This is a genomic window from Streptomyces sp. MST-110588, from assembly GCF_022695595.1.
Classification (GTDB): Bacteria; Actinomycetota; Actinomycetes; order Streptomycetales; family Streptomycetaceae; genus Streptomyces.
The window spans coordinates 7,840,074-7,862,813 of sequence record NZ_CP074380.1; the positions used below are offsets into that span (position 1 = coordinate 7,840,074).

Consider the following 22,740-nt stretch of genomic DNA (forward strand, 5'->3'; position numbering starts at 1 on the left):
ATCATTTCGCACCGGCGTCGTACCGGTGATCGACGATGTTCAGTACGCCCCGGTTCCGCGCTCCTGGACGAGGAGTGGGCGTGGGCACCGCAGATCTCCCACGCCTGCACCATGACGACCGCCTGTTCCTGTCTGTTCCTGCTGTTCCCTGCCGGTTCGGTCGCCGCCGCGTTCGTGTTGTCCGGGCACGGGTTCCCCGCTCGATTGCGGGAATTGACGAGGTACGCCTATCCGGCGCTGTGGCCGGCGCCGGCCCCGGCCCCGGTTCCGGTCCCGGCTTCGGTGCCGTCCCCGTCCGGGCCGGGCGTGTCCAGTCCCAGACCGCGGCGGATCGCGATCTCCACGGGGGAGTAGGCGCCGTCGGCCCGCTCCAGCTCGTACGGCGCGGCCGGCAGCAGCGGCGGCTGGGCCATGAAGCGCGGCCGTACCCCGTGGTGCGGCTGCGCCGCGTGCACCAGAAACGGATGGCACAAAAAGACGTCGCCCGGGGACCCGGTGGCCAGGGCGACGTCCCGGTGGTCGGACGCCGCCACCAGATCCGGCGCCAGGGCCAGCCCGCCGGCCCCGTCCTCCCCGTACTCCTCCAGCACCTTCGGCACGTCCAGATGGGAGCCGACCCGGATCCGGGTCGGGGCGTCCTCCTCCCCCACCTCGCTGAACAAGAACAGCATCAGCAGCGCCCGGCCCCGGGAGCGCAGGTTGGTGAAGTACCAGCTCTCCCCCTCCGGCAGATAGCTCCCCTCGATGTGCCAGCCCGCGTCGTCCGGCTCCTCCGGATGCGGGAACCGCAGCGGGAAGGTGCCCAGCGAATAGCGCGGCTCCCAGCGCCCCGCGCCGACGAGCAGGTCGTACGCACGATGCAGCGCCGGGGAGTTGGGAGCGGCGGCGAACGGCCCCTGCCCCATGCCCGGCACCCAGTGCACGGGCCGCGTCCATGTCGCCGGATCGTCCGGGTCACAGCCCGTCTCCCGCCACAGCAGCCGCGCGCAGTCCGCGGCCACCCGCGGCGCCACGGCACCCTCCAGCTTCACGAAGCCGTCACGCAGGAAACGGGATACCAAAGTCGTGTCATCCATGCCCCCATCGTCCGGCGACACCGACCCCGGCCACCCGACACTTCCCGTACCGTCTTCGTCGGGTGCGCACCGAGCCCTCTCTGCTCCGACGATCCTCGATGTCGTGCAGGAAGACGTCTGCGACCTGCGATAGTCCAGATCATGGAATTGCTGGACACGATGATCACGGGCGAGGACTGTGCGTGCGCGGATCAGCCCCGTACGGCGAGCGGTACGGCAACAAAGCAGTGGCCATGGCTCGTCGATGTGCACGGCGAGCTCCGTGGAGGGATGCGCTGCCCACAGGGAGCCTATGTGACGGTTCACTTACCCAATACGCCGTACGGGTGGTTAGGGCGCGATTTCCCGGGATTCGGCATCTTTTCGACAGCAGGTGGTCCAGGAAGTGGCATACATGCCTGTGATCACTGATGGAGAGGAGGTGACGACCCATGCGCAAGGTCGCGATGAACGCTCAAGCGGCGGTCCGGAAAGACCGCCGTCCCGGGTACTACATCTACAAGTTCCAAGGGGGCCCGGTGAAGTGAGTCCGGTGAAGTGAGCCCCTGGGGCGGGCGGCAGCCGCACCCATGCGGGGAGACCGCAGGTCAGGCGCCGGTCGCCCCTCCCTCCCTGCCCCGGTCCGCAATCGCTGGAGTCGCCGTGCGTTACCGCCGTTCCCGTTGTCTGACCTGCTACTGGCGCGACGGCCTGTTCATCGTCCACCCCTATCCCCACGGCACTCCCACCTCCCTGCATCCGGTGGCCGTCGAGGTCTGCTCCGCGTTCGAGGAATGGGCCGTGCCCGCCGAGGCCGCCAAGGTGCTCGACCACCTCACGCCCGAGACCGTCCAGGAGGCCGTGGCCGTCCTCACGGAGGCCGGGGTGCTGCTGGCCGAGGACAGCCCGGACGCCGACCGTGACGAGGAGATCGACCGCCACTGGGCCGCCTGGTCGCCCGAGGCGTCGTTCCTCCATTACGCCACGCAGAACGACTACCTCGAATCGCCCTATACGCGCGACACCCTAGACACACCCAATATGCCCGATGCGCCCGATACCCGGGTCAACGACGAGGACCCCGACGCGGCGCCGGACGCGACCCGGCTGCCGCCGCTGTTCACCGGCTACCCGGACGCCCCGCGGCTGCCGCTGCCCCGCTCCCGTGCCGGCCTGCACGCTCCGTACGAGCAGGTGCTCCACAGCCGTCGTACGCACCGTGACTTCAGCCCGGCCCCCGTGTCGATGACGGCTCTGGCCACCTTGCTCTCCACGGTCTTCGGCCCGGTGGACTTCATCGACAGCGGCCACGGGGCGCTCTACCGCCGCACCAGCCCCTCCGGCGGCTCCCGACAGGAGCTCGACGCCTACGTCGGCGCGCTCAACGTCACCGGCCTCGCCCCTGGCTGGTACCACTACAACTGCCTGGAACACTCCCTGGAGCTGCGCACCGAGGGTCTGCTCCGCGAAGAGGCCGCGCACCTGTGCGCGGATCAGGACTGGGCCGGTGACACCGCCTTCCTCGTGGTCCTCGCCGCCCGGCTGGAGCGGATGAGCGTGAAGTACCGCACTCCCCGTTGCTACCGCGTATGCCTGCTCAACGCCGGGCACCTGGGGCAGACCTTCGCGCTGACCGCCACCGCGCTGGGCCTCGGACCGGCCCAGACCGGTGCTTTCCACGACGCTCTGATCGCCGAGCGGTGCCTCCTGGACAACACCGGGCACACACCGCTGTACGTCTTGGGCGCCGGTCACCCCAGCCCCTCCGCCCCCAACGAGCCGCCACCGGCCACCCTCACCGCCTTCACCCACACGCCTTTGCATGCGACCGGGCGACCACGACGCGACACGGCCGGCTGAGCAGCCCGGAGGCCGAAGCGGTAACGGCAGCCGAAACGGCAGCCGAAGTCGAGGCCGGTGCCGAAGCCGAAGCCGGACGGGCCGTTCACGGCTGCAACCACTCCCACGCACGCTTCTACCGGCCCCCGCTCACCAGGAGGAGAACGCGCCATGCCCCCCACTCCCGTGAGCCCCACCGGAATCGACGCCCCCGCCGCCCCCTTGTCCACAGCCCTCCCACCCTCCCTCCAGGACCTCATCGGCAAGCATCCCGGCGAGCCGAACGTGATGGACCCGGACCTGCTCGCCGACCCGTTCGGCGGCTATGGCCGACTGCGCGAGCAGGGCCCCGTCCTCCGCGCACGCTTCATGGACGACACGCCCATCTGGCTCGTGACGCGCTTCGATGAGGTACGCGCCGTCCTGCGGGACCCGCGCTTCGTGAACAGCCCGTACTCGATTCCGGGCCACACCGGTCCGGATCCGCGCACCCGGCTCATGGAGCTGCTCGGCATCCCCGAGGAGCACACCGTCTACATCCTGGAGTCGCTCCTCACCAGCGACCCGCCGGACCACGCCCGGCTGCGCCGCCTGGTCTCCCGCGCCTTCACCGCGCCCCGGGTGCGCGACCTGCGGCCACGCGTCGAGGAGATCACCGACACACTGCTCGACGAACTGCCCGGACACGCCGACGAGAACCAAGTGGTCGACCTCATCGAGCACTTCGCCTACCCCCTGCCGATCACGGTCATCTGTGAACTGGTGGGCGTGCCCGAGGCGTACCGGCCGCGCTGGCGGAACTTCGGTTCCGACCTCGCCTCGCTGGACCCCCAGCGGATCGGGGTTTCCTTCCCGGTCATGATCGACCACATCCACGAGCTGATCGCCACCCGCCGTACGGAACCGCGGGACGACCTGATCAGCGCGCTCATCCGCGCCCAGGACGACGACGGTGGACGGCTCGGTGACACCGAGACGGTCACCTTGGTGATGACGCTCGTACTCGCCGGGCACGAGACCACCGCCCACCTCATCGGCAACGGCACCGCCGCCCTGCTGGCCCACCCCGGCCAACTGCGGCTGCTCAAGGAGGACCGGGAGCTGCTGCCGCACGCCGTTCACGAACTGATGCGCCGGTGCGGCCCGGTCCAGATGACCCAACTGCGGTACGCCGCCGAGGACGTGGAGCTGGCCGGCACCCGGATCCGCCGGGGCGAGGCCGTCCAGCCCGTACTCGTCTCCGCCAACCACGATCCGCGCCATTACGACGACCCCGAGCGCTTGGACCTGACCCGTCAGTCGGCGGGCCGCGGCGAGGACCACGTCGGCTTCGGGCACGGCACGCACTACTGCCTGGGCGCCGCACTCGCCCGCCAGGAGGGCGAGGTGGCCATCGGCCGCCTGCTGCGACGCTACCCGGATCTCTCCCTCGCCGTCGCCCCCGACCAGCTCAAATTCCAGGTACGCCGTCGCCAGCCGGGCGCCTGGCGCCTACTGAACCTCCCGCTGCGCCTGACGCGTACGGTCTGAGCGCGTCACGAACGAATCCGTTCCCCGTTCAACCGCGGCGGCGGACAGCCGGCCGGCCCGCGGACCGGACACCAACGCGCCGACGGCCACCGGCTGGTTTGTCCTTGGCGCAGCGACAACGTTTCTACTGGTGCCATGCGAATCGGAGAGCTCGCCGACATGGTCGGCATCACCACCCGCGCCGTACGGCACTACCACCGCATCGGGCTGTTGCCCGAGCCGCAGCGGCAGCCCAACGGGTATCGCGAGTACGCGCTGCGCGACGCCGTCGAGCTGGCCCGGATCCGTCGGCTGACCGAGCTGGGCCTGAGCCTGGACGAAGTGAAGGACGTGCTGGCGGACGACGCCGGCAGGGAACTCGTCGAGATCCTGACCGAGCTGGACGCCGACCTGGCCCGCCAGGAGGAGGCCATCCGGCAGCGACGTGCCCGCCTGGCCCGGCTGCTCGAACAGGCCGGGCAGACCGGGCGGCTTCCGGCCGAGGCCCCCGTCTCTCCCGAGCTCGCCGCCCTCTTCGAGGACATGGCCCGCGCCTCCACCCAGATGCCCGGGCCGGAACCGGCGATGGCGGCCAAGGAACGGGAACTGCTCGCCCTGCTGGAGACGGGCTCGCCGGGCGGTGACCGGAGCTGGTTCGACGCCGTGCGGCACAGCCTCGGCGCTGACCCGGCGGCCATGCGGCGAGCCTATGAGATCTATGCCCGAATGGACGAGCTGGCTCAGGCCGCCGAGGACGACCCGCGGGTGGAGGCGATGGCCCGGGCCATCGTCGACAGCATCCCGCCCGAGGCGGTGCAGTCGATGACCATCCCGGACGACGGCGGCGCGGGGGAGCGCGGCGGTTTCGCGGATGCCTTCTTCGAGGAATTCGCCCCCGCCCAGGCGGCGGCCGTACGCCGTGCCATCGAGTTGCTCAGGGAGCGTAGGGGGTGAAGGCGCGTACGTACGTCTCCCGGGCAAGCCTGCCCCGTACGCGACCCGTCACCGCTTCGTAAGGAAGCTGTCCACCCGTGGCGGACGGCAGAAGACGACAAACGCGGAAGACGGCAAACGGCAGAAGACGACAAACGGCGCAAAAGAAAAAGACGAAGAGATCGTCGATCTCCTCGCCACTCTCAACTTATAGCTCACCGGGGGGCTTGCCGCAAGGCCCTGGGCGTGCCGCAGAATCACCGCTCGAAGCCAGAACCTGCGGAAATGGGATTGTGATGATCGACGTGATCGTGGTCGGCGGCGGACCGACCGGCTTGATGCTGGCCGGCGAGTTGCGACTGCACGGCGTGCACGTGGTCGTACTGGAGAAGTTGACCGAGCCGACCGCGCAGACCCGCGGACGTGGCCTGCACGCGCGCAGCGTCGAGATGATGGATCAGCGCGGCCTGCTGGACCGGTTCCTCGCCGTCAGTGAGAAATTCCAGGTCGGCGGTCTCTTCGGCGGCATCGCCAAGCCGTGGCCGGACGGAGTGGACACGGCCCACGCGTACGGCCTGACCACCCTGCAGCCGGTCACCGAGCGGCTGCTCAACGAGCGTGCCCTCGAACTCGGCGCCGACATACGGCGCGGTTGCGAAGTGGTCGGGCTGAGTCAGGGCGAGGACGAGGCCGGGGTGACCGTCGACCTCGCGGACGGCACGCGGCTGCGCTCGCGCTACCTCGTCGGGTGTGACGGTGGCCGTAGCACGGTGCGCAAGCAGCTCGGCGTCGGCTTCCCCGGCGAGCCCGCCAAGATCGAGACGCTCCTCGGCGACATGGAGATGACCGAGGACCCGGCGACGGTTGACGCCGTCGTCGCGGAAGTCCGCAAGACCCAGATGCGCTTCGGCGTCATTCCCAACGGGGACGGGACGTACCGCGTCGTCGTACCCGCCGGGGGCGTGTCCGAGGACCGGGCGACCGCGCCGGACTTCGAGGAGTTCAAGCAGCGGTTGCAGGCGGTGGCGGGCACCGACTTCGGCGTGCACTCGCCGCGCTGGCTGTCCCGGTTCGGCGACGCCACCCGGCAGGCCGAGCGCTACCGGGTCGGCCGGGTGCTGCTGGCCGGTGACGCGGCACACATCCACCCACCGACCGGCGGGCAGGGCCTGAACCTCGGCATCCAGGACGCGTTCAACCTCGGCTGGAAACTGGCGGCGGAGGTGGCCGGCTGGGCGCCGGAGGGCCTGCTGGACAGCTACCACGCCGAACGGCACCCGGTGGGCGCCCGCGTGCTGGACAACACCCGCGCGCAGATCACGCTGCTGGGGACCGACCCGGGTGCCACCGCGCTGCGGGAGCTGTTCTCCACGCTGATGGACTTCGAGGAGGTGAACCGGTACGTGACCGAGATGATCACCGCCGTCGGAGTCCGCTACGACCTCGGCGAGGGCCACGAACTGCTCGGCCGACGACTGCGGGACGTACAGCTCAAGCGCGGTCGCCTCTACGAGCTGATGCACGACGGCCGCGGACTCCTGCTCGACCAGACCGGCCGGCTGTCGGTGGCGGGCTGGGCGGACCGGGTCGACCACATCGTCGACGTCAGCGAGGAACTGGGCGCCCCCGCGGTGCTGCTGCGACCGGACGGCCACGTGGCCTGGGCCGGTGAAGACCAGCAGGACCTGCTCAGCCACCTGCACAAATGGTTCGGCACCGCCGCCGGCTGACCGCCGTTGCCGTCGCCTGTGCCGTTGCCGAAGGGCTGGATGCCCCTTCGATGCAGCGCGTCGCTTCCGAGCTGGGCTGTACAGCCATGGCGCTCTGCCGGCACGTTCCGGGAAAGGATCAGCTCATCACGGTGATGGCCGATACAACCATCCGGCGTGCCGGTCGGTCTGATCGCGTATGAAGAGATCCATTGCAGGCGTACGGGGGCAGCGGGTGGCCGGGACAGGAGCGGCGGCCCTGCTGGTGGCGCTCGGTACGGTGGTGACGGCCGGCGGCACGGCGCCGGTGGCCGCCGCCGAGGGGCGGCAGCAGGCCACGGGGGCGCGGCTGGTGGCCCAGCACCTGATGAACACGTACTACATACCGCAGTACCGTGCCTCGGCTCCCGACGAGCGGCCGACCGAGTACCAGATCTCCCTGAGGGCGGCCGGGCGTGCCGCCGACGGTAGGACGTTGCCGGTCAAGAAGGTCAAGGTGACGCTCGACCTGGCCGTCTTCAAGGGCAAGGCGCGCGTCGAGTGGGAGAACAAGGGGTACGGCTGCACGCGCTCGGGCACCCTGATGACCTGTGAGCTGGGGGACATCGCCTCCGGTGCGCTGTTCACCCCGTTCCGTCTGAAGCCCGGGCCGGGCGCGGTGCCGGGCCCCGCCGGGAACATGAACGTCACCGTGACCAGCGCGAATGCCCCCACCCTCCGGCACACCACCCGCGTCGTGATGGGCGCGCCGGTGCTGACCGCCCGGCAGGACAAGCCGCTGACCGGGGTGAAGCCCGGTTCCGCGATGGAGGTGAGGCCCGCCTTCGGCAACAAGGGCGACACCGCGATCGAGGACTCCTTCACCGTTGTGGTGACGACGGAGGAAGCGACGCTGCGAAGGCAGTACAGCAACTGCCGCTACGACAAGGCCGTGGCCCCCACCAAGGCGCAGTGCGAGCTGCCCGGGCCGCTGCCGGCCGGTGCGGCGTACGAGACGGACGGGCCGGTGACGGCCGTGGCCGACAGGACGGCGATGTACGGGAAGGTCCACTACACCGTGCTCCGGGCCCACGACACGCTGGGCAACACCCTGCTGCCCGCCTCGGCGCCCCGCGGGACCGGTGGGCCGCTGGGCCTGCGCCCCGTGGACGGCAGCGGGGCCGATTTTGAACCGTCCGCGTACTGGAAGGCGGAGATGTCCGGCGGCGGTCTGTCCTTCAGCACCAACCAGATCAACGACGTACAGGCCATCGGGTTCACCATCAAGGGCAAGATCGGCCAGGTGGTCGAAGCGCAGGTGCCCTATCCGCGGAACTTCCAGGAAGGGCTGCTGCGGCTGAAGCTGCCGCAGGGCGTCAGCCTGGTGCCGGTCAAGCTCGGGGACCACCCGAGCGAGTTGTCGTACTGCTGGTACGTCAAGCAGGGGCAGGGCCTGGCGCAGTGCGCCGCACGGCCGGACGGCAGCTCCTGGCTGCGGGCCCGTATCGACAAGCGTGTCCCCGGCGCCCGGGGAAGCATCTCCGTCACCTCCGACCCGAAGACCGACCCCGATCAGAAGAACAACACCGCGCCGGTGACGGTGGAGTACCTCAAGTAAGCCCTGGTTGTCGAAGGCCAAGCCCTGGTTGGCGAAGGTCCCAGGGACGCCGGGCGGTTGCCGGGCGGGAGCGAGGCCGGATGGCCCGGCTCCCGCCCGGCCCGTGGGTGTCAGCGTTCCGACAGCTCCGAGGGGACCTCCTGGACCACCCAGCCGTTGCCGTCCGGGTCCTTGAAGGACATGAAGGAGTTCCAGGTGCCGCCCTTGCCCTCCGCCCAGCCCGTCGTGCCGAGGTGACGGACCGGGGAGACGTCCACGCCCCGGGCCGTCAGCGTCTCACGGGCCGCCTCGATGTCGGTGACACACATGTGCAGGCCCTGCAGCGTGCCCGGGGCCATCGCCTTCATGCCGGGCAGCAGGGGCATTCCGCGGAGCATCGCGATCGAACACCGTGAGCCGGGCGGTGTCATCTGGATGATGCGCGCTCCCGGGGCGACCTCGTTGTCCACGTCGACCGCGAAGCCGGCCTTGTCGGCGTAGAACTCCTTGGCCCGGTCCATGTCGGTGACAGGGACCGGGATGACTTCCAGTGTCCAGTTCATGGAAAGTCTCCTCACAGATCTCACAGAGACGCAGTGGGACCGGTCGAACGGATCGCCGCGGCCCAGCCGGAGGCCGTAGGGGGTGTGACCGCGGCACGAGGGCAGAAGTCACCGTCGCACATCAGCGACGGGACGGTCGATGCCTGGTGCGGTCCTTGCCACCCACCCCGGGGGCCCCGGCGGCCCCGCCGACGGCTACTTCCAGCCGTTCTGCTGTTGTCGCGGGCGACCGGCGGCGACCGTCACGGCTTGCGGGGAGCGGGGACGCGCCACAAGGACGTGGGCCGGTCCTCGCTCCCCGGGTGCGACTCGAAGGCGATCCAGCGGCCGTCGGGTGACCAGCTCGGAGCCCCGTCGTACGTACTGCGCTCCCGCGTCACCTGCACCGGCGCACCGCCACCGTCCACCGGCATGACGAAGATCTTCGGCAGGTCGAGTCCGCCCGTGGTGGAGGAGAAGACCACCGACCGGCCGTCCGGCGACCAGCTCGCGTCCGTATGCTCTCCCTCCAGGGTCGTCAGCCTGCGCACACCGCTCCCATCGGCGTTCATCACGTACAACGACCAGGCGTCGCTGCCCAGTTCCCGCCGCTGGAAGACGATCCGGTCGCCGCGCGGCGACCAGTTGGGCTCACGGTTGTCCGTACCGCTTGCGGGGCCGTTCACCAGCCGCGTCCGCCCCCTGCCGTCCCGCCCGACCTTCCACAGGGACCCGAGCGCCGACCGGTCCGCGAGCGCCGCCTCCTGGTCCGGGTCCTCGTGCTGCACGCTCTCCTGGAAGACGATCCACTTCCCGTCCGGAGAGAAGCTCGGTTCCAGATACCCCGAAATCCCATGGTGGCCGGTCACCTTCTCCGGCCGCCCGCCGGGTTTGAGCAGCCAGATCTCTTCTTTCCCCGACCGGTCGGAGGCGAACACCACCCCTGCCGACGGCCGCCAGCTCGAACCGGGCAGGTTCACCGCCGCCCGGTCGTACTCGTCCAGCAGGTCACGAGCCTCGCGCCCGTCACGACTGTCCCGCCCGCCCCCGCTCTCCAACGGGAGTACGCGCAGCGCGGCGGCCCCCTCGTTGTACCCGCCGTGGAAGACCGTGAACAGCAGCGACTTCCCGTCGGGCGCGAACGCCGGGTTCTGCGCGCTGCCCTTCCCCCGCTCCCGGTGGATCAGTTCGGCCCCGTCCCCTCGTACGATCCCCGGCTTCGCGGACGGCGAAGCCGCCGGCTCCGGTGACCCGGACGAGTGCGATGGCCGCGGCCCCGACGGGTGGCGCGGCGGCCCCTCTTCACCGCCACCACCACACGCCGCCGGCACCAGAGCGCCGACGCCCAGCAAAGCCGCGATCATTCCCCTGCGCATGCGGTCACGCTATGTACGCCAACCCCTCCGCCTCAACCGGGAATTGCATCGGCGACGACCGAAAACACGCGGATTGCCCGCACCTCGGCGCCTCTCGTCCTAGGTGCCTTCCGCTTGCCTCCCGTTCGTTCTCTGCACGCGCCAACGGCCTCCAGGGAGGCCATGGACGATCAGCGGGTCGATAGGCTCGGCGCATGACGGCAGACGGCTCCTTGGCACTCAGGCAGCGATCGCTGGGCGACCCGGCCATCACCTACCCGTTGTGGCCGCCGCTGACCGGAGGCTGTCCCAGGACCAGCACCGGCGACATCGCCTACCCGGTCGGGGTCGACTACGACTACGAACGGGCCCAAGGACCGGCCCTCTTCTCGGCCAAGGGCCCCTCACGGGGCGCCGGCCTGGACCGGTGGGCGCCACTGCTCCCGCCGCTCGTCGCGCCGGGCCTGGGCGAAGGAGGCACCCCGCTGATCGAGTTCGAGCCCGGCGTCTTCATCAAGGACGAGTCGCGCAACCCGACCTGGAGCCACAAGGACCGCTTGAACCGCTGCACCACCAGCGCCGCCGTGGGGGTCGGCGCGCCGGGAATCGTGGTGGCGTCCTCCGGTAACCACGGCGCGTCCGCAGCCGCTTTCGCGGCCCGCGCCGGCCTGCGGTGCGTCGTGTTCGCCGGCCCGGACATGCCGCCGGCCGTCGACGCGTTCCTCAACGCGTACGGCGCGGTGGTCCTCCCGGTGCCCTGGGCCGCACGGTGGCCGCTGATGCGACAGGTCGTCGACCGCATGGGCCTGCATCCGGTCAGCAACCTCACGCCCACCCATACCGGTCACGCCTTCGGGCCGGAGGGTTACAAGACCATCGCGTACGAGATCCACCCGGACATCGGCGTTCCCGCAGCCGTATTCGTCCCCACCGGCTACGGCGAACTCCTCTTCGGCATCTGGAAAGGATTCACCGAACTGCGACGCCTGGGCCTGACCGGGCGCCTGCCACGCATGGTCGCCTGCGAGCCCGCCGCTGCCGCGCCCCTGGCCCGGGCCGTACGGTACGGGCTGCCGGCGGCCCAGGTGGACGTGGCACCCACCGAGGCGTACTCCATCGTCTCCGCGGTCAGTGGTTACCGTGGCGTGATCGCCGTCCGTGACAGCGGCGGCCAGGTGGCCGTCCTTGGCGACGGACAACTCCACGCCGCCCGCGGCGAACTGGCCCGCGCCGGTCTGTGGACGGAACTCTCCGGCGCCGCCGGGCTCGCGGCCCTGCGCAGCCTGCCGCGCCCCGACGGGCCGGTGGTCTGCATCTCGACCTCCAGCGGCTTCAAGGACCGTGCCGTCGGCTCCCGGACGACCGAGAGCGTCGCGCCGCAATGGGAGGAGGTCAGTCGCAGGCTGCGCGCCGCCGGAATCCGTGAGTGACCGCGGCCGGCCCGGCGGCGTGTCCGGCCTCCCCGCTCCAGACGGCCTGCCCGCTCCCGCGGCGGGCCGCGACCCGTTGTCGCAAGGGTGGTGCTGTGGGGGTGGCCGTGTCGTCCGGCGGACGGAGTCGTTGAATGCGGCACTGCGTGGGCAAAGGTGGAGCTGGGCGGGCGCTGGAGTGTCCCTCTGGCCGGTGTGGCCGAAGTCGCCTGCGTGAGCCCGTAGTTCACCTGGCTTTGACGGTTTTTGATCGTACCTGCGGGTTACGAGTGGGGTTTTCCGCCGTGGTGCGGCACACCCTGGAGATAACGCTTGGTAGCGGTGGCGCCTCAGGCTGTCGCCGAAGTAGCGTCCGCGGAAACAAGAGAGAGCCCCCGGAGCTGGTTTGGGCGCCGCCCGGGGGGTCTCATGACTGCGTACTCCAAGGAGCGCTTATGTTCCAGCGTCCTCACCGCTGTCCGGACCGGTCACGATCGGACCGGTCCAACAGGGCCGAAGCTAGCATGCCGCCCGCCGGACCTCCTGAAACGGGACCGGCAAGTGTTTTGGGAGTAAGCGGGACCGCAGCCGCGTTCCTGGCCGTACTGAGCCTGCCGGTCATCCTCATCCACCACACCACGGCGGAGCCGGCAACTGCCGCCGCGCTGACCGCCGCCCTGTTCGCCGCCCGCGGTGTTTCCTGCCGCTACCTGCGTATTCGCTGGTCCTGAACCGTACCTCTGGGCCCGCACCTCCACCGCTGCGCCGGGCGGACCCGGTCCGGCCCGGCGCAGCGCCGGTTGCCTCTCCGGTGGGAGAGCGACACAAAAATATGATCTCGAGGGGGAGAAAAACGGCCCGCGGGCGCAGCAAATGCCTGCCGCGCGGCTGAAATCTCCCTCAACGCATCCCCCGAAAGGGGTACCCGCCGACATGACTTCTCCAGGCTCTGCCCCACGTATGTGCCCCAGGTGCGACAAGGAAATCCGCTACACCGGACGCGGCCGGCCCCGCTTGTACTGCTCCCGCTCCTGCCAGCGCCGCAAAGGACCGCCGGCACAGAGCCTGGAGACCGGCCCGCAGCGATGCGATGTCCTCCAGGCGGCGCACCACACCACCGGGGCGCTGCTGGACGCCGAGTACCAGTCCAGCCCCGGCCTGGCCCAGCGCCTGGCCGGCTCCGCACAGGCCCGCAAACTCCTGGACCTCTACGATTCCCTGACGGTGCTGCAGCTACGGGCCGAAGGCGCGAGCTGGAAAGCGGTCGGCAAGACGGTCGGCATCAGCGCCTCCACCGCCCGCCGCAAGTGGGTCCGCGCCACGGTCGCCGGTAAACTGCGCCAGTTCGATGCCCTGCAGAGCGCAGGCCCCCCGTCCCCGGACCCTGTTCCGCCCGCCGTCCTGCCCATCCCGCGTCAGCGTCCCGCCCACAACACCGGTGCGCCGCCGGGGCCGCCCGCCACCGACGAGGAACCCGCCGGCCTGACCAGCACCCAGCAATTCGCCAATGCCCTGTCCCACCTTCACCGGACCAGCGGCAAGGCCATGCGGGAACTCGCCCAGGACGCCCACGTATCCGCCTCCTACGTCTCCCGGGTCATCTCCGGCGAACGCCTTCCCTCCTGGCCCGTCGCCCGCCGACTGACCATCGCCTGCGGCGGCGACCCCTGCGCCGTCGCGACCCTGTGGCGCGCCGCCCGCAGCGTACCCGTCACCACCGACATCAGCCCCCACGACGCCGCGGACGCCCTGCACGCCGCGCTGCGCGGTCTGTACCTGTCCGCCCGCCAGCCCGACACATACCTGCTCAGCGTCCTGAGCCACCACGCCCTGACCGAAGAAGAGATCACCGCCGTCTTCGAAGGACGGCACTGTCCGGACTGGCCGGCCCTGGGCCGCCTGGTCCTGGCCCTGGACGGCCGCCCGGCCGCCCTGCGCCCCCTGTGGAACGCCGCCTACCGCACCGCCTCCCACGCCTCACCCCCCGCTCCTGCCTCCCCTGCCCCCCACCCTCCACCCACCACTGCCCTCACACATACGGGCACCCACGCCCCGCTCCCCGTGAGCGCCTTCGGATAACCGTCCCACCACCGCTCGTCACCGGGGGAGACGACCATGCGCCCGACCGCCATGCACCCGACGACCATGCACCCGACCACCATGCATCCAACCGCCGCACCCGGCCCGCTCCATGGCACCCGGATCCACCTGCCCCACCAGCCTCCCGTCAGCATCCACCTGCCGCTGGACTTCACCGCCTTCTGCGAACTGAGGTACGCGCACTACCAGCGCCACGCCCGCCTACGCCTGACCGACCCCGCCGCCGCGGACCACGCCGTCCAAAACGCCCTGGGCGCCCTGGCCACCGACTGGCGCCGTGTTCTGGGCAGCCCGCGCCCGGCCTACCGCGCCTGGCAGATCCTGACCGGGAGCATCACCGCCCTGGCCCGCCGGTACCCGGACGCGCCGCCCACCGCCGCCCGTACCTTGTACACCCTCCTGCCCGCCCCGCGGGCCGACGCCATGCTCCTGCACCTCCAGGGCCTGTCCCTCCACGAGGCCGCGGAGGTGACCGGCCTGGACGAACCGGTCCTGGCATACCGGCTCCGCGCCGCCCAGCACACCCTCGACGCCCGCCTGGCACCGCAGGCGAACCCGAACCGCAAACCTCCGATGTAGGGCTCGTCCCACCGCTCGAAGGCGCGGCATACGAAGCACTACGGCGACCGTCTGGTGCATGAGCCGCCGGCGAGCAGGCGCAGCGGGCACCGCGCCATGCATCGGGGGTACGGGCAGGACCGGCCCACCGCCACGCCGATCGGCCTGGCCGGGGCACCGTGGCCAACCGACGGAACTCGTCGAGCCGGCCTTGTGCGGTACTCGCAGGGCGATCGTTCCCGGTCGTGGTCCGCCGCCCGAACGGCGAGGCGGATCGCCGTGGGCGGCAACGGGCGCAAGCGGCGCCGGAGGAGTCGCGGACCTGATCGGGACGCACCGCGGACCGTTTCGGTCCGGCACAGTCCAGCCATCACCCCGCCCGATGACCCGGCGCCCAGACCCGGCGCCGGACCCGGCATCTGACCCGCCGCACGAACCGTCCCGCCGAACGCCGCGACGCCGCCCACGGCTACGCGATGCCCCAGGCCGCCTGATCACCCTGATGCCCTCCGCCCGCGCCCGGCGGGGTGGGCCTTGAGGGATTACTCCGCCGGTGCGTCGCCGGCCGGGGAACAGGGGGGAGACAGTGGCCGGGGAAGGTCGCCGGTGTCGATGATGTGGTGGGCAACGGTGGTCAGCCGCAGGTGGTGGTGGCGGGCGTGACGGCACATGGTGGTGAAGGCGTTGTCGAGGGAGGTGGTGCGCAGGGCGGCGAGCATGCCTTTTGCCTGCTCGATGACGATGCGGCTGTGCAGGGCGGTGTGGAGTTGTTCGTTGACGCTGTCGGCGTGGTCGAGGGCACGGGCGTGGACGAGGCCGATGGTGGCCGCGTCGGCGAAGGCCTGGGCCAGGGCAAGGTCGGCCAGGGGCAGGGGACTGTCGGTGGTGCGCAGGAGCAGCAGGCTGCCCAGCGTCTGCCGGCGCAGGCGCAGGGGGACGGCGCTGGCGTAGGTGTAGCCGGCCTCAACGGCTTGTGTGGTGAAGTCGTTCCAGGTGGCGGGGGCTCGGGCGAGGTTTCCGGGAGTGACTGCGGTGGCGGTGCGGTAGGCGTCCAGGGCCGGCCCCTCGCGCATGGCCAGGTCCATGACCTTGCTCAGGGCCGGGCTGGGGTCGCAGGGTGCCGGGCTGTACAGGCTCGGGCCGGGATAGGCCAGCAGGATGGTGGTGTCCGCCACGGCGAGCAGGTCGCAGCAGCGGACGGTCATCTGCTGCAGGAAGTCGATGACATCGAAGTCTGCGACCAGGGTGTCGGCGAGTTCGACGAAGGTTTCGGCGATCTTCTGTTCTCGGCTCATGGTCAACCTCTCGGGGCACGAACGCCGACGTGGCCGTGACGGGTTCGTGTTCGACGGCGTGGTTCACGGAGGCAGCTCGCTCAGGACGTCCTGGGCGATGTCGGCCAGCGTTCGTCCGGAGGCGAAGGCCTGGGCCCGCAACCGCACCAGGGCCTCCTCCAGCGGCACGCCGAGCCGGATACTGAGCACGCCGGTGGCTTGGTGCACCTCGGCCCGGTGCAGATCGACCGAACCCGCCTCCCTGGTCCTGCCGTCCTCCTGTCCGGTGCCCGGCTGCCAGGCCAGCAGCCGGCCGGTCAGGGCATCGGCCACCCGCAGCCCGTCCGCCGCCTGCCGCGCGGTCAGGAACCCGGGCGTCGTGCGGTACCCGGTCAGCGTTCCCAACCGGGCCGCCCCGCTGCGTACCGGCCACACGAACATCGCCCGCACCTGCAGTGCGCCGGCTTCGGCGGCGAACTGCGGCCACGGGCCGCCCCCGTTCCCGGTCTCCTGCAGATCAGCTACCTGGTAGGGCACCACGGTGAAGTCCGCGGAGATCGACGGGCCCTGCCCGAGGGTGAACTGCGCATCCTCCAGCCGCCCACTGATGTCGTCGCTGAACCACACCAGCTCCGCTCCCCACCGCAAGGAGACCGCTATGCCCTCCAGGCCCAGCGCATGCGCGCACCGCACCGCCCACACGCGGTGCTCCTCTGCGGCAACGGCCTGCTCCAAGCCGTTGAGCAACTCCTGCACAGACACCCGGCGCTCCATAGCTGAGCCTTCCACTCAAGAGCAGACCGGCTCCTCAGGGCGGCCAGCATTCCGTACCCAGAACACTACTCCTCAGCGCCCCGACGGAACCTGCCAACGCGGGTGACAGCTTCCATCCGAACCGGACTTCGTACTCACCACAACAGCACAAGGCGTCGCCCGAGGGGTTCCGGCAGGGTCTATCGGAACTGAGGTGCGATTCGTCTGTCTGGCCTACGAGTTAGAGGGCGGCCTGCTCGTTGGGGAAGTGCCCGCATGTCTGGGCCGCGCGCCGGTAGCGGGCGTTGAGGGACTCGATGGCGTTGGTGGTGTGGACGACCTGCCGGATCGCATCGGGCAGGCCGAGGAAGGGCAGGAACCCGCTCCAGGCCCGCTCTCGGGTCCCGGCGATCGACGGGTAACGCCTGCCCCCCTTCTCGTCGAACTCGGCGAGCCGCAGCCGTGCTTCGTCCTCGTTGACGGCGGTATAGACGGGCTTGAGGTCGCGGGCGACCTCGGCCCGGTGGCGGCGGGAGGCGTGCGCGGGCCGGCGCGGACCGGTCGTCATCCCGTACGTCCGGGCGAGATCGGCACGTCACCGGCTCCCAGCGGTCGAGGCCGCCCGCGGCAGTCGACCATTTCCATAAACTATGAATATAAAAGTGCTATGCTCCGAGCATGAATCGTCAAGACACCGCTCCTGGCGCGTCCGCCGCCATCGGGGCAGCCCTCTACGGCCTGGCCACCAGGGCCGCGAGACGCCTGCCCCGGGACATGAGCCTGACGTCCGCCGCCACCCTGGCCACCCTGGACCGGACCGGCCCGCGGCGCATCACCGATCTGGCCGCGGTCGAGGGCGTCACCCAGCCCGCGATGACCGCCCTGGTCCGGGTGTTGGAGGAGTCCGGCCTGGTCGAGCGGCGGGGTGACGCGTCCGACAAGCGGGTCACGCTGGTGTGCCTGACCGAGGCCGGCGCCTCTTATGTCCGGACGCGGCGCCAGGCGGGCGTCGACGCGTTCGAGCGGTTGATCGGCGAGCTCACCGGCGACGAGGTCGAGGCGCTGGTGGCGGCCCTTCCGGCGCTGAAGCATCTGGCAGAGCTCGAAAGCCGGGACCGCGAAGGGCCGAAGCAGTGACCGGGCAGCCGGTCGGCGGAGTCCCGATGAAGGCGTTCCCGGTGCCGCGTTCCAAGGCGCGGCTGCTGGTCCCCGCCCTGATGTTCATCGCTCTGGTCGTGGCGGCGGTCGCCAGCCTCGGGACGCCGCTCATCACCAGCGTGGCGACCTCGTTCCACGTCTCGCTCGGCAGCGCGCAGTGGACGCTGACCGTCGCGCTGCTCAGCGGCGCCGTCGCCACGCCGGTCCTGGGCCGGCTCGGAGCCGGCCCGCACCGGCGGGCCACGATCCTCGCCACGCTGGCGGTCGTCGTCGCCGGCAGCGCGCTCACCGTGCTGCCGCTGCCGTTCGCGTGGCTGCTGGCCGGCAGGGCGGCCCAGGGCGTCGGGCTCGGGCTGACGGCGCTGATGATGGGCGTGGCCCGGGACCACCTCCCCGAGGAGCGCAGCGCGGCCGTGATCGCCCTGATCTCGGTGGTCTCGGTCATCGGAGCCGGCGTCGGGTACCCGCTGGCCGCACTGCTCGCCGAGCTCGGCGGGGTACGGGCCGCCTACGGCCTCGGCCTGGTCGTCACCGCCGCCGCCCTTGTGACCGCGTGGCGCTCCATGCCCGAAGCCCCCGAAGGCCGCTTTGCCCGCGTGGACGTGGCAGGCGCGGTCGTCCTGGCCGCCGCGCTGCTCCTGGTGCTGTTCCTCGCCGGCGAACGGAATCTGTGGAGCCGGCACCTCGCCGTGGCGGCGGGCCTCGCCGTCGTCGCGGTGGTGCTGCTCTGCGTCTGGGCCGTCATCGAGCTGCGCAGCACGACGCCCCTGGTCGATGTGCGTGCGGTGCGGCACCCGGCGGTCGCCGGGGCGAACCTCGCCATGTTCGTCGGCGGGATCGGCATGTACCTCCTGCTCACGCTCATCACCCGGTACGCGCAGACGCCGCACGGCGCCGGCTACGGCTTCGGGCTGACGACCTTCGTCGCCGGGCTGGTCCTCATCCCGTTCTCGGTGCTGGGGTTCGTCGCCGGCAAGCTCACGCCGCGGGTCCGGATGCGGATCGCCGACCCCCTGCTCCTGGCCGGCAGCGCCGTCGTGGTCGGCGGCGGGTTCGCCCTGTTCGCGGCGGCCCGGTCGGACCTGGCCGAACTGTTCGTGGCGATGGGCGTGCTCGGCTTCGGCGTCGGGGGCTTCTCGGCCGCGATGCCCGGCGTCATCCTGGCCGTCACCCCCAAGAGCGAGACGTCGAGCGCCATGAGCTTCAACTACGTCGTCCGCAGCGTCGGGTACTCGCTGGGCAGCGCCATCGGCGGCCTGATCCTCGCCGCGGGCACCGGCCCCGGCCACCTCCTCCCCGACGACAGCGCCTACACCACCGCGGCGCTGGTCGGCATCGGCGCCATGGCGATCACGACGCTGACAAGCCTTGCTCTCGCCCGCCGACGTCCGTCCGAGACCACCCCGTGAGAGCTCGCGCACATAGGCGGTGTGGCGAGCCTCTGCAAAGGCGGGCACCGGTCCCGATGGACATGGAGTCGCGACACTCTGTGACCGCTGGAGAGACTGGGCCCGTCCTGCCGCCACGGCCGTCAGTCCGCCGCCTTGGGCCGCCAACCGGAGGCCCAGGCATCGAGCGGGGCGAGAGATTCCTGAAGGGTCCTGCCCTGTTCGGTGAGCAGGTATCCCTCGCCGGCGTGCTCGACGAGGTCGGCCTGTCCGAGCTCGCGAAGCCTGTCTGCCAGGACGCTTGATGAGACGCCGCCACATCGTTGCTGGAGCTGGCGGAAGGTCGGAGATGAGCCGTCCCGTAGCTCCCACAGGATGCGCAGCGCCCAGCGTCGGCCCAAGAGGTCCAGGAGCGCCATGATCGGGCGCCCCGTGTGCGAGCCGCGGACCCGGCGGCCCGGGAGTGGAGTTGGTCGTGTCATCTGCTTCCCTTTCCGAAGCGTCAATGTTAACGTCCCGCTATGCCTCTGAAAACGAAGCAGCCGCGCATCGAGCCGCTCTCGCCGCCCTATGGCGAGGGAGCCGGCGAGGCCCTTGAACTCCTCGGGCATTCCCCCATCCAGCTCTTCCGGGTGTGGGCCCGCCGGCCCGAGCTCGCCCGCTCCATCGCGGGCTGGGGAAGCTACTACTTCTCTCGGCGCTCCGCTCTCACTCTGCGCCAGCGCGAGCTGGTCATCGACCGGACCACCGCGCTGTGTGGCGCCGACTACGAGTGGGCCGTGCACGTCGCGGGCTTCGCCGAGAAGGTGGGACTCGACGCGGCGCAGCTCACGTCCCTCGCGAAGGGAAGGCCGACGGACGACTGCTGGCACACCACCGATCGTGCCGTGCTCGAAGCGGTCGACGAGCTCCATGCGACCTTTGACCTCTCCGACGACACCTGGACGAACCTGGTCGCTGTCGCCGATGAAGATGCCGCACTCGATCTGGTCTTGGTCTGCGGCTGGTACCACGCCATCTCGTTCGCCGTCAGGGCACTCCGCCTGCCCCTTGAACCCGGCACCGAGCCGATCTCCGCACACTGATCCACGTCACATGCACTCCCAACACTGGAGGTTCCATGCCCAAGGGCTACTGGATCAGCGTCTACCGCACCATTTCCGACCCTGAGAAGCTGGCTGCCTACAACAAGCTGGCCCGTTCGGCCGTCCAGCCCTGGGGCGGTCGGACCCTCGTCCGTGGCGGTCGGGTCGCGGCGTATGACGCCGGGATCGCCGAGCGCACCGTCCTGGTCGAGTTCGACAGCTTCGAGCAGGCCGTCGCGGCGCGGGAGAGTGCTACCTACCAGGAAGCGCTGGTCGCCCTCTCCGACGGCGTCGAGCGCGACTTCCGCATCGTCGAAGGCATCGACTGACCGAGGCCCGGTCGGACCTCACTGAAGGCTCACAGAGCTCCAAGAGGCTCGACTCGCCGAGGGGCTGTGCAACGGCATCTACACCCTCGCCCCGCTCGGCCACGACGCCCGCGAAGCCCTGCGTTCGGTCACCGAGTGGTCGCAGCGGTGGGCTGCCAAGCCCCGCCCACTGCCGCCGAGGGTGCCGGCGCAACCGGTTGTGACAGCGGTCCGCGCGCGGGGCACCTCAGATTTTCGGCCCGTAACCACAGGACTGGAGACCACGGATCATGACCGAGTTCCCCTCACAGGCGGCGCGAACCGCCGTCGCCGCTGCCCTGGCCGAGGACGAGTCGGGCCAGGACATCACCACCGTGTGGAGCGTTCCCCAAGACATGGCGGCCGTGGCCGAGATCCGCGCCCGGCAATGCGGCATCGCCGGCGGTCTCCCCGTGGTCGCCGAGGTCTTCGCCCAGATCGACCCCGAGGTCACAGTGGAAGCGCTCGTCCCCGACGGCGCCCGGCTGACCGGCGACGATGTCCTGGTGCGCCTGTCCGGCTCGGCGCGCAGCCTGATCACCGGGGAGCGTACGGCGCTGAACTTCCTGCAGCGTATGTGCGGCATCGCGACGCTCACCGACCGCTACGTCCAGGCCGTGGCAGGGACCGAGGCGCGCATCCTGGACACCCGCAAGACGGCGCCGGGCCTGCGCGCCCTGGACAAGTACGCGGTGACCGTCGGCGGCGGCTGCAACCACCGGCTCAACCTCGCGACGACGGTGCTGCTCAAGGAGAACCACATCGCCGCGGCAGGCGGCGTGACCACCGCGATCGACGCGGTCCGGCGCGGGATGGCGCGCACCGGGCAGAAGGTGGAGACCGATGTCGAGGTGCAGACCGTGACGCAGGCCGTTGAGGCCCTCGATGCCGGGGCCCGCTGGATCCTGCTCGACAACATGCCGGTGGCCGACATCGAAATAGTCGTGAAAATCCGGGCCGAGCGTGCCGACGCCTCCCGGATCCTGCTGGAGGCCTCGGGCACCGTCCGTCTGGACAGCGTCCGCGCCATCGCCAAGACGGGAGTCGACCTCATCTCGGTCGGCGCGTTGACGCACAGCGCGCCTGCGCTGGACCTGACGATGCTGCTGACGACCGGCCCGGTGCCATGCCCGAGGTAGTGGTCATCGACGCGTGTCAGCGGCAGGGCCGGGGCGGCAGCCCGACCGCTGTTCTCGACGAAGCGTCGTTCACCGATGAGGAGCGATGCCGCATTCCCGGGGAACTGGGCACTTCCCACGCCGTGTTCATCCGTGCCACCGGAGTTGAGCGCGGCCGTCCCTCGTACTCGCTCCGGTTCTTCACCGCCGAAGGCGAACTGCCTGCCTGCGGCCACGGGACCGTCGCGGCCCTGGCGCTGCTCGCCATACGGGAAGGCGGCAGCGACCACCACGCCGTGCTGTGTACGACGAGCCGCAGCTTCGAAGGCTGGGCCATCCGAAACCGCGACAGCGTGACAGCGTCGTTCGACCCGGGCCCGGTGAACCTGCGCGTCGCCCAGGCACCCGAGCTGAGGGCGGTCACAGCCGGCCTCGGCCTGGCCGACGAAGCCGTCGTCGGCAACGCCTGCGTGGCCTCGAATGGGCGGCCGAGGCTTCTTCTGCCAGTGCGATCGCGCGCCGCGTTGGCCGACCTCTCCCCAGACTTCGCCCTGCTACGTGCTGCCTGCGACCGCTACGGCCTGTTGGGCTGCTACGCCTACTCGATCCCGGACCGGCACGGCCGGGCAGCCGCTCGGATGTTCGCCCCGTCGATCGGCGTCCCCGAGGACATCGCCAACGCCAACAGCACAGCCTGCCTGGCCGCGCACATGGCCCGAATCGGCACGGACCGCCTCACTGTCGACATGGGCGATCGCCTCGGCAACCCATCCACCATCACGGCAACCATCGACGACACCCACCTGGAACACCCAGTCCGAGTCGGGGGCCAAGCAACTCTCGCACGAACAGTCGTGCGTCAGGCTTGACGTTTGACGTCCACCCAGTTCGTCCGCCTTCCCGCCGCGTCCCGCGCAACTTGCAGTAACCGCGGATTCGGGTCAGACCGGCTGCGATGGAGCCGGGGGAGGGGGTACTGGAGGGTGGCCGTCGGCGCGTTGACCACCGGCGCGGCATGGGAATCCGTTCGGC

At 70.7% G+C, this 22,740-nt stretch carries 22 protein-coding genes; 15 read left to right on the forward strand and 7 right to left on the reverse strand.

Annotation, left to right across the window (positions count from 1 at the left end; all coding sequences use genetic code 11):
* Positions 1–227: 227 nt before the first annotated feature.
* The gene (locus tag KGS77_RS34125) at positions 228–1,076 is read right to left on the reverse strand and encodes a phytanoyl-CoA dioxygenase family protein (RefSeq protein WP_242587172.1); all 849 of its coding nucleotides are present in this window, start codon (positions 1,074–1,076) and stop codon (positions 228–230) included.
* A gap of 642 nt (positions 1,077–1,718) precedes the next feature.
* Between KGS77_RS34125 and KGS77_RS34130 the strand changes: the two genes are divergently transcribed.
* From KGS77_RS34130 to KGS77_RS34155, 5 genes are all read left to right on the forward strand, one after another.
* The gene (locus tag KGS77_RS34130) at positions 1,719–2,915 is read left to right on the forward strand and encodes a SagB/ThcOx family dehydrogenase (protein WP_242587173.1); all 1,197 of its coding nucleotides are present in this window, start codon (positions 1,719–1,721) and stop codon (positions 2,913–2,915) included.
* A gap of 150 nt (positions 2,916–3,065) precedes the next feature.
* Positions 3,066–4,424 (forward strand): cytochrome P450, encoded by a 1,359-nt coding sequence (locus tag KGS77_RS34135; RefSeq protein ID WP_242587174.1) that lies wholly within the window; start codon positions 3,066–3,068, stop codon positions 4,422–4,424.
* Positions 4,425–4,559: 135 nt separating this feature from the next.
* The gene (locus tag KGS77_RS34140) at positions 4,560–5,357 is read left to right on the forward strand and encodes a MerR family transcriptional regulator (protein WP_242587175.1); all 798 of its coding nucleotides are present in this window, start codon (positions 4,560–4,562) and stop codon (positions 5,355–5,357) included.
* Positions 5,358–5,632: 275 nt separating this feature from the next.
* Positions 5,633–7,066: a rifampin monooxygenase gene (rox, locus tag KGS77_RS34145; protein ID WP_242587176.1), complete on the forward strand. Its 1,434-nt coding sequence runs from the start codon at positions 5,633–5,635 to the stop codon at positions 7,064–7,066.
* 178 nt (positions 7,067–7,244) lie between these two features.
* Positions 7,245–8,642, forward strand: coding sequence for a hypothetical protein (locus tag KGS77_RS34155; RefSeq protein WP_242587177.1), 1,398 nt, complete (start codon positions 7,245–7,247; stop codon positions 8,640–8,642).
* Between the two features lie 110 nt (positions 8,643–8,752).
* On the opposite strand, the gene KGS77_RS34160 is transcribed toward KGS77_RS34155, so the two are convergent.
* Both KGS77_RS34160 and KGS77_RS34165 read right to left on the reverse strand, forming a co-directional pair.
* Entirely contained in the window at positions 8,753–9,184 is a 432-nt protein-coding gene (locus tag KGS77_RS34160; RefSeq protein ID WP_242587178.1) for a VOC family protein, read from the reverse strand.
* Positions 9,185–9,426: 242 nt separating this feature from the next.
* Entirely contained in the window at positions 9,427–10,539 is a 1,113-nt protein-coding gene (locus KGS77_RS34165) for a hypothetical protein (protein WP_242587179.1), read from the reverse strand.
* 194 nt (positions 10,540–10,733) lie between these two features.
* Here KGS77_RS34165 and KGS77_RS34170 point away from each other — a divergent pair, with 194 nt between their 5' ends.
* The 4 genes from KGS77_RS34170 to KGS77_RS34185 all read left to right on the forward strand — a co-directional run bounded on the left by KGS77_RS34170 (position 10,734) and on the right by KGS77_RS34185 (position 14,606).
* On the forward strand, positions 10,734–11,948 hold the full coding sequence (locus KGS77_RS34170) for a pyridoxal-phosphate dependent enzyme (protein ID WP_242587180.1): 1,215 nt from the start codon (positions 10,734–10,736) through the stop codon (positions 11,946–11,948).
* 545 nt (positions 11,949–12,493) lie between these two features.
* Positions 12,494–12,658, forward strand: a complete 165-nt coding sequence (locus KGS77_RS34175) for a hypothetical protein (RefSeq protein ID WP_242587181.1) — start codon at positions 12,494–12,496, stop codon at positions 12,656–12,658.
* A 229-nt stretch (positions 12,659–12,887) separates the two neighbouring features.
* Positions 12,888–14,006 (forward strand): helix-turn-helix domain-containing protein, encoded by a 1,119-nt coding sequence (locus KGS77_RS34180; RefSeq protein WP_242587182.1) that lies wholly within the window; start codon positions 12,888–12,890, stop codon positions 14,004–14,006.
* A 36-nt stretch (positions 14,007–14,042) separates the two neighbouring features.
* Positions 14,043–14,606: a hypothetical protein gene (locus KGS77_RS34185; RefSeq protein ID WP_242587183.1), complete on the forward strand. Its 564-nt coding sequence runs from the start codon at positions 14,043–14,045 to the stop codon at positions 14,604–14,606.
* A 521-nt stretch (positions 14,607–15,127) separates the two neighbouring features.
* On the opposite strand, the gene KGS77_RS34190 is transcribed toward KGS77_RS34185, so the two are convergent.
* From KGS77_RS34190 to KGS77_RS34200, 3 genes are all read right to left on the reverse strand, one after another.
* Entirely contained in the window at positions 15,128–15,880 is a 753-nt protein-coding gene (locus tag KGS77_RS34190; protein ID WP_242587184.1) for an ANTAR domain-containing protein, read from the reverse strand.
* 63 nt (positions 15,881–15,943) lie between these two features.
* Entirely contained in the window at positions 15,944–16,621 is a 678-nt protein-coding gene (locus KGS77_RS34195; RefSeq protein WP_242587185.1) for an ANTAR domain-containing protein, read from the reverse strand.
* A 232-nt stretch (positions 16,622–16,853) separates the two neighbouring features.
* Positions 16,854–17,180 carry a transposase gene (locus KGS77_RS34200; RefSeq protein ID WP_242587186.1) on the reverse strand — a complete coding sequence of 109 codons (327 nt, stop codon included), beginning with the start codon at positions 17,178–17,180 and terminating at the stop codon, positions 16,854–16,856.
* Positions 17,181–17,386: 206 nt separating this feature from the next.
* Here KGS77_RS34200 and KGS77_RS34205 point away from each other — a divergent pair, with 206 nt between their 5' ends.
* Both KGS77_RS34205 and KGS77_RS34210 read left to right on the forward strand, forming a co-directional pair.
* Positions 17,387–17,749 carry a MarR family transcriptional regulator gene (locus tag KGS77_RS34205; RefSeq protein WP_347404600.1) on the forward strand — a complete coding sequence of 121 codons (363 nt, stop codon included), beginning with the start codon at positions 17,387–17,389 and terminating at the stop codon, positions 17,747–17,749.
* On the forward strand, positions 17,746–19,179 hold the full coding sequence (locus KGS77_RS34210) for an MFS transporter (RefSeq protein ID WP_347404565.1): 1,434 nt from the start codon (positions 17,746–17,748) through the stop codon (positions 19,177–19,179). The genes KGS77_RS34205 and KGS77_RS34210 overlap by 4 nt, the downstream gene beginning before the upstream one ends.
* A gap of 122 nt (positions 19,180–19,301) precedes the next feature.
* On the opposite strand, the gene KGS77_RS34215 is transcribed toward KGS77_RS34210, so the two are convergent.
* Positions 19,302–19,577 carry a helix-turn-helix domain-containing protein gene (locus tag KGS77_RS34215; RefSeq protein WP_242587189.1) on the reverse strand — a complete coding sequence of 92 codons (276 nt, stop codon included), beginning with the start codon at positions 19,575–19,577 and terminating at the stop codon, positions 19,302–19,304.
* A 102-nt stretch (positions 19,578–19,679) separates the two neighbouring features.
* Between KGS77_RS34215 and KGS77_RS34220 the strand changes: the two genes are divergently transcribed.
* The 4 genes from KGS77_RS34220 (at position 19,680) to KGS77_RS34235 (ending at position 22,577) form a co-directional block, all read left to right on the forward strand.
* Entirely contained in the window at positions 19,680–20,243 is a 564-nt protein-coding gene (locus KGS77_RS34220) for a carboxymuconolactone decarboxylase family protein (protein WP_242587190.1), read from the forward strand.
* Between the two features lie 35 nt (positions 20,244–20,278).
* Positions 20,279–20,572 (forward strand): DUF1330 domain-containing protein, encoded by a 294-nt coding sequence (locus KGS77_RS34225; protein ID WP_242587191.1) that lies wholly within the window; start codon positions 20,279–20,281, stop codon positions 20,570–20,572.
* A gap of 269 nt (positions 20,573–20,841) precedes the next feature.
* Positions 20,842–21,729: a carboxylating nicotinate-nucleotide diphosphorylase gene (gene nadC / locus KGS77_RS34230; protein WP_242587192.1), complete on the forward strand. Its 888-nt coding sequence runs from the start codon at positions 20,842–20,844 to the stop codon at positions 21,727–21,729.
* On the forward strand, positions 21,729–22,577 hold the full coding sequence (locus KGS77_RS34235) for a PhzF family phenazine biosynthesis isomerase (RefSeq protein ID WP_242587193.1): 849 nt from the start codon (positions 21,729–21,731) through the stop codon (positions 22,575–22,577). The genes nadC and KGS77_RS34235 overlap by 1 nt, the downstream gene beginning before the upstream one ends.
* Positions 22,578–22,740 lie beyond the last annotated feature (163 nt).

Coding starts and splice junctions, on each gene's coding strand:
- nadC (WP_242587192.1), top strand. CDS start 20,842: ATGACCGAGTTCCCCTCACAGGCGGCGCGAACCGCCGTCGCCGCTGCC.
- KGS77_RS34125 (WP_242587172.1), bottom strand. CDS start 1,076: ATGGATGACACGACTTTGGTATCCCGTTTCCTGCGTGACGGCTTCGTG.
- KGS77_RS34160 (WP_242587178.1), bottom strand. CDS start 9,184: ATGAACTGGACACTGGAAGTCATCCCGGTCCCTGTCACCGACATGGAC.
- KGS77_RS34215 (WP_242587189.1), bottom strand. CDS start 19,577: ATGGCGCTCCTGGACCTCTTGGGCCGACGCTGGGCGCTGCGCATCCTG.
- KGS77_RS34155 (WP_242587177.1), top strand. CDS start 7,245: ATGAAGAGATCCATTGCAGGCGTACGGGGGCAGCGGGTGGCCGGGACA.
- KGS77_RS34200 (WP_242587186.1), bottom strand. CDS start 17,180: ATGACGACCGGTCCGCGCCGGCCCGCGCACGCCTCCCGCCGCCACCGG.
- KGS77_RS34185 (WP_242587183.1), top strand. CDS start 14,043: ATGCGCCCGACCGCCATGCACCCGACGACCATGCACCCGACCACCATG.
- rox (WP_242587176.1), top strand. CDS start 5,633: ATGATCGACGTGATCGTGGTCGGCGGCGGACCGACCGGCTTGATGCTG.
- KGS77_RS34170 (WP_242587180.1), top strand. CDS start 10,734: ATGACGGCAGACGGCTCCTTGGCACTCAGGCAGCGATCGCTGGGCGAC.
- KGS77_RS34165 (WP_242587179.1), bottom strand. CDS start 10,539: ATGCGCAGGGGAATGATCGCGGCTTTGCTGGGCGTCGGCGCTCTGGTG.
- KGS77_RS34225 (WP_242587191.1), top strand. CDS start 20,279: ATGCCCAAGGGCTACTGGATCAGCGTCTACCGCACCATTTCCGACCCT.
- KGS77_RS34220 (WP_242587190.1), top strand. CDS start 19,680: ATGCCTCTGAAAACGAAGCAGCCGCGCATCGAGCCGCTCTCGCCGCCC.
- KGS77_RS34135 (WP_242587174.1), top strand. CDS start 3,066: ATGCCCCCCACTCCCGTGAGCCCCACCGGAATCGACGCCCCCGCCGCC.
- KGS77_RS34140 (WP_242587175.1), top strand. CDS start 4,560: ATGCGAATCGGAGAGCTCGCCGACATGGTCGGCATCACCACCCGCGCC.
- KGS77_RS34205 (WP_347404600.1), top strand. CDS start 17,387: ATGAGCCTGACGTCCGCCGCCACCCTGGCCACCCTGGACCGGACCGGC.
- KGS77_RS34190 (WP_242587184.1), bottom strand. CDS start 15,880: ATGAGCCGAGAACAGAAGATCGCCGAAACCTTCGTCGAACTCGCCGAC.
- KGS77_RS34180 (WP_242587182.1), top strand. CDS start 12,888: ATGTGCCCCAGGTGCGACAAGGAAATCCGCTACACCGGACGCGGCCGG.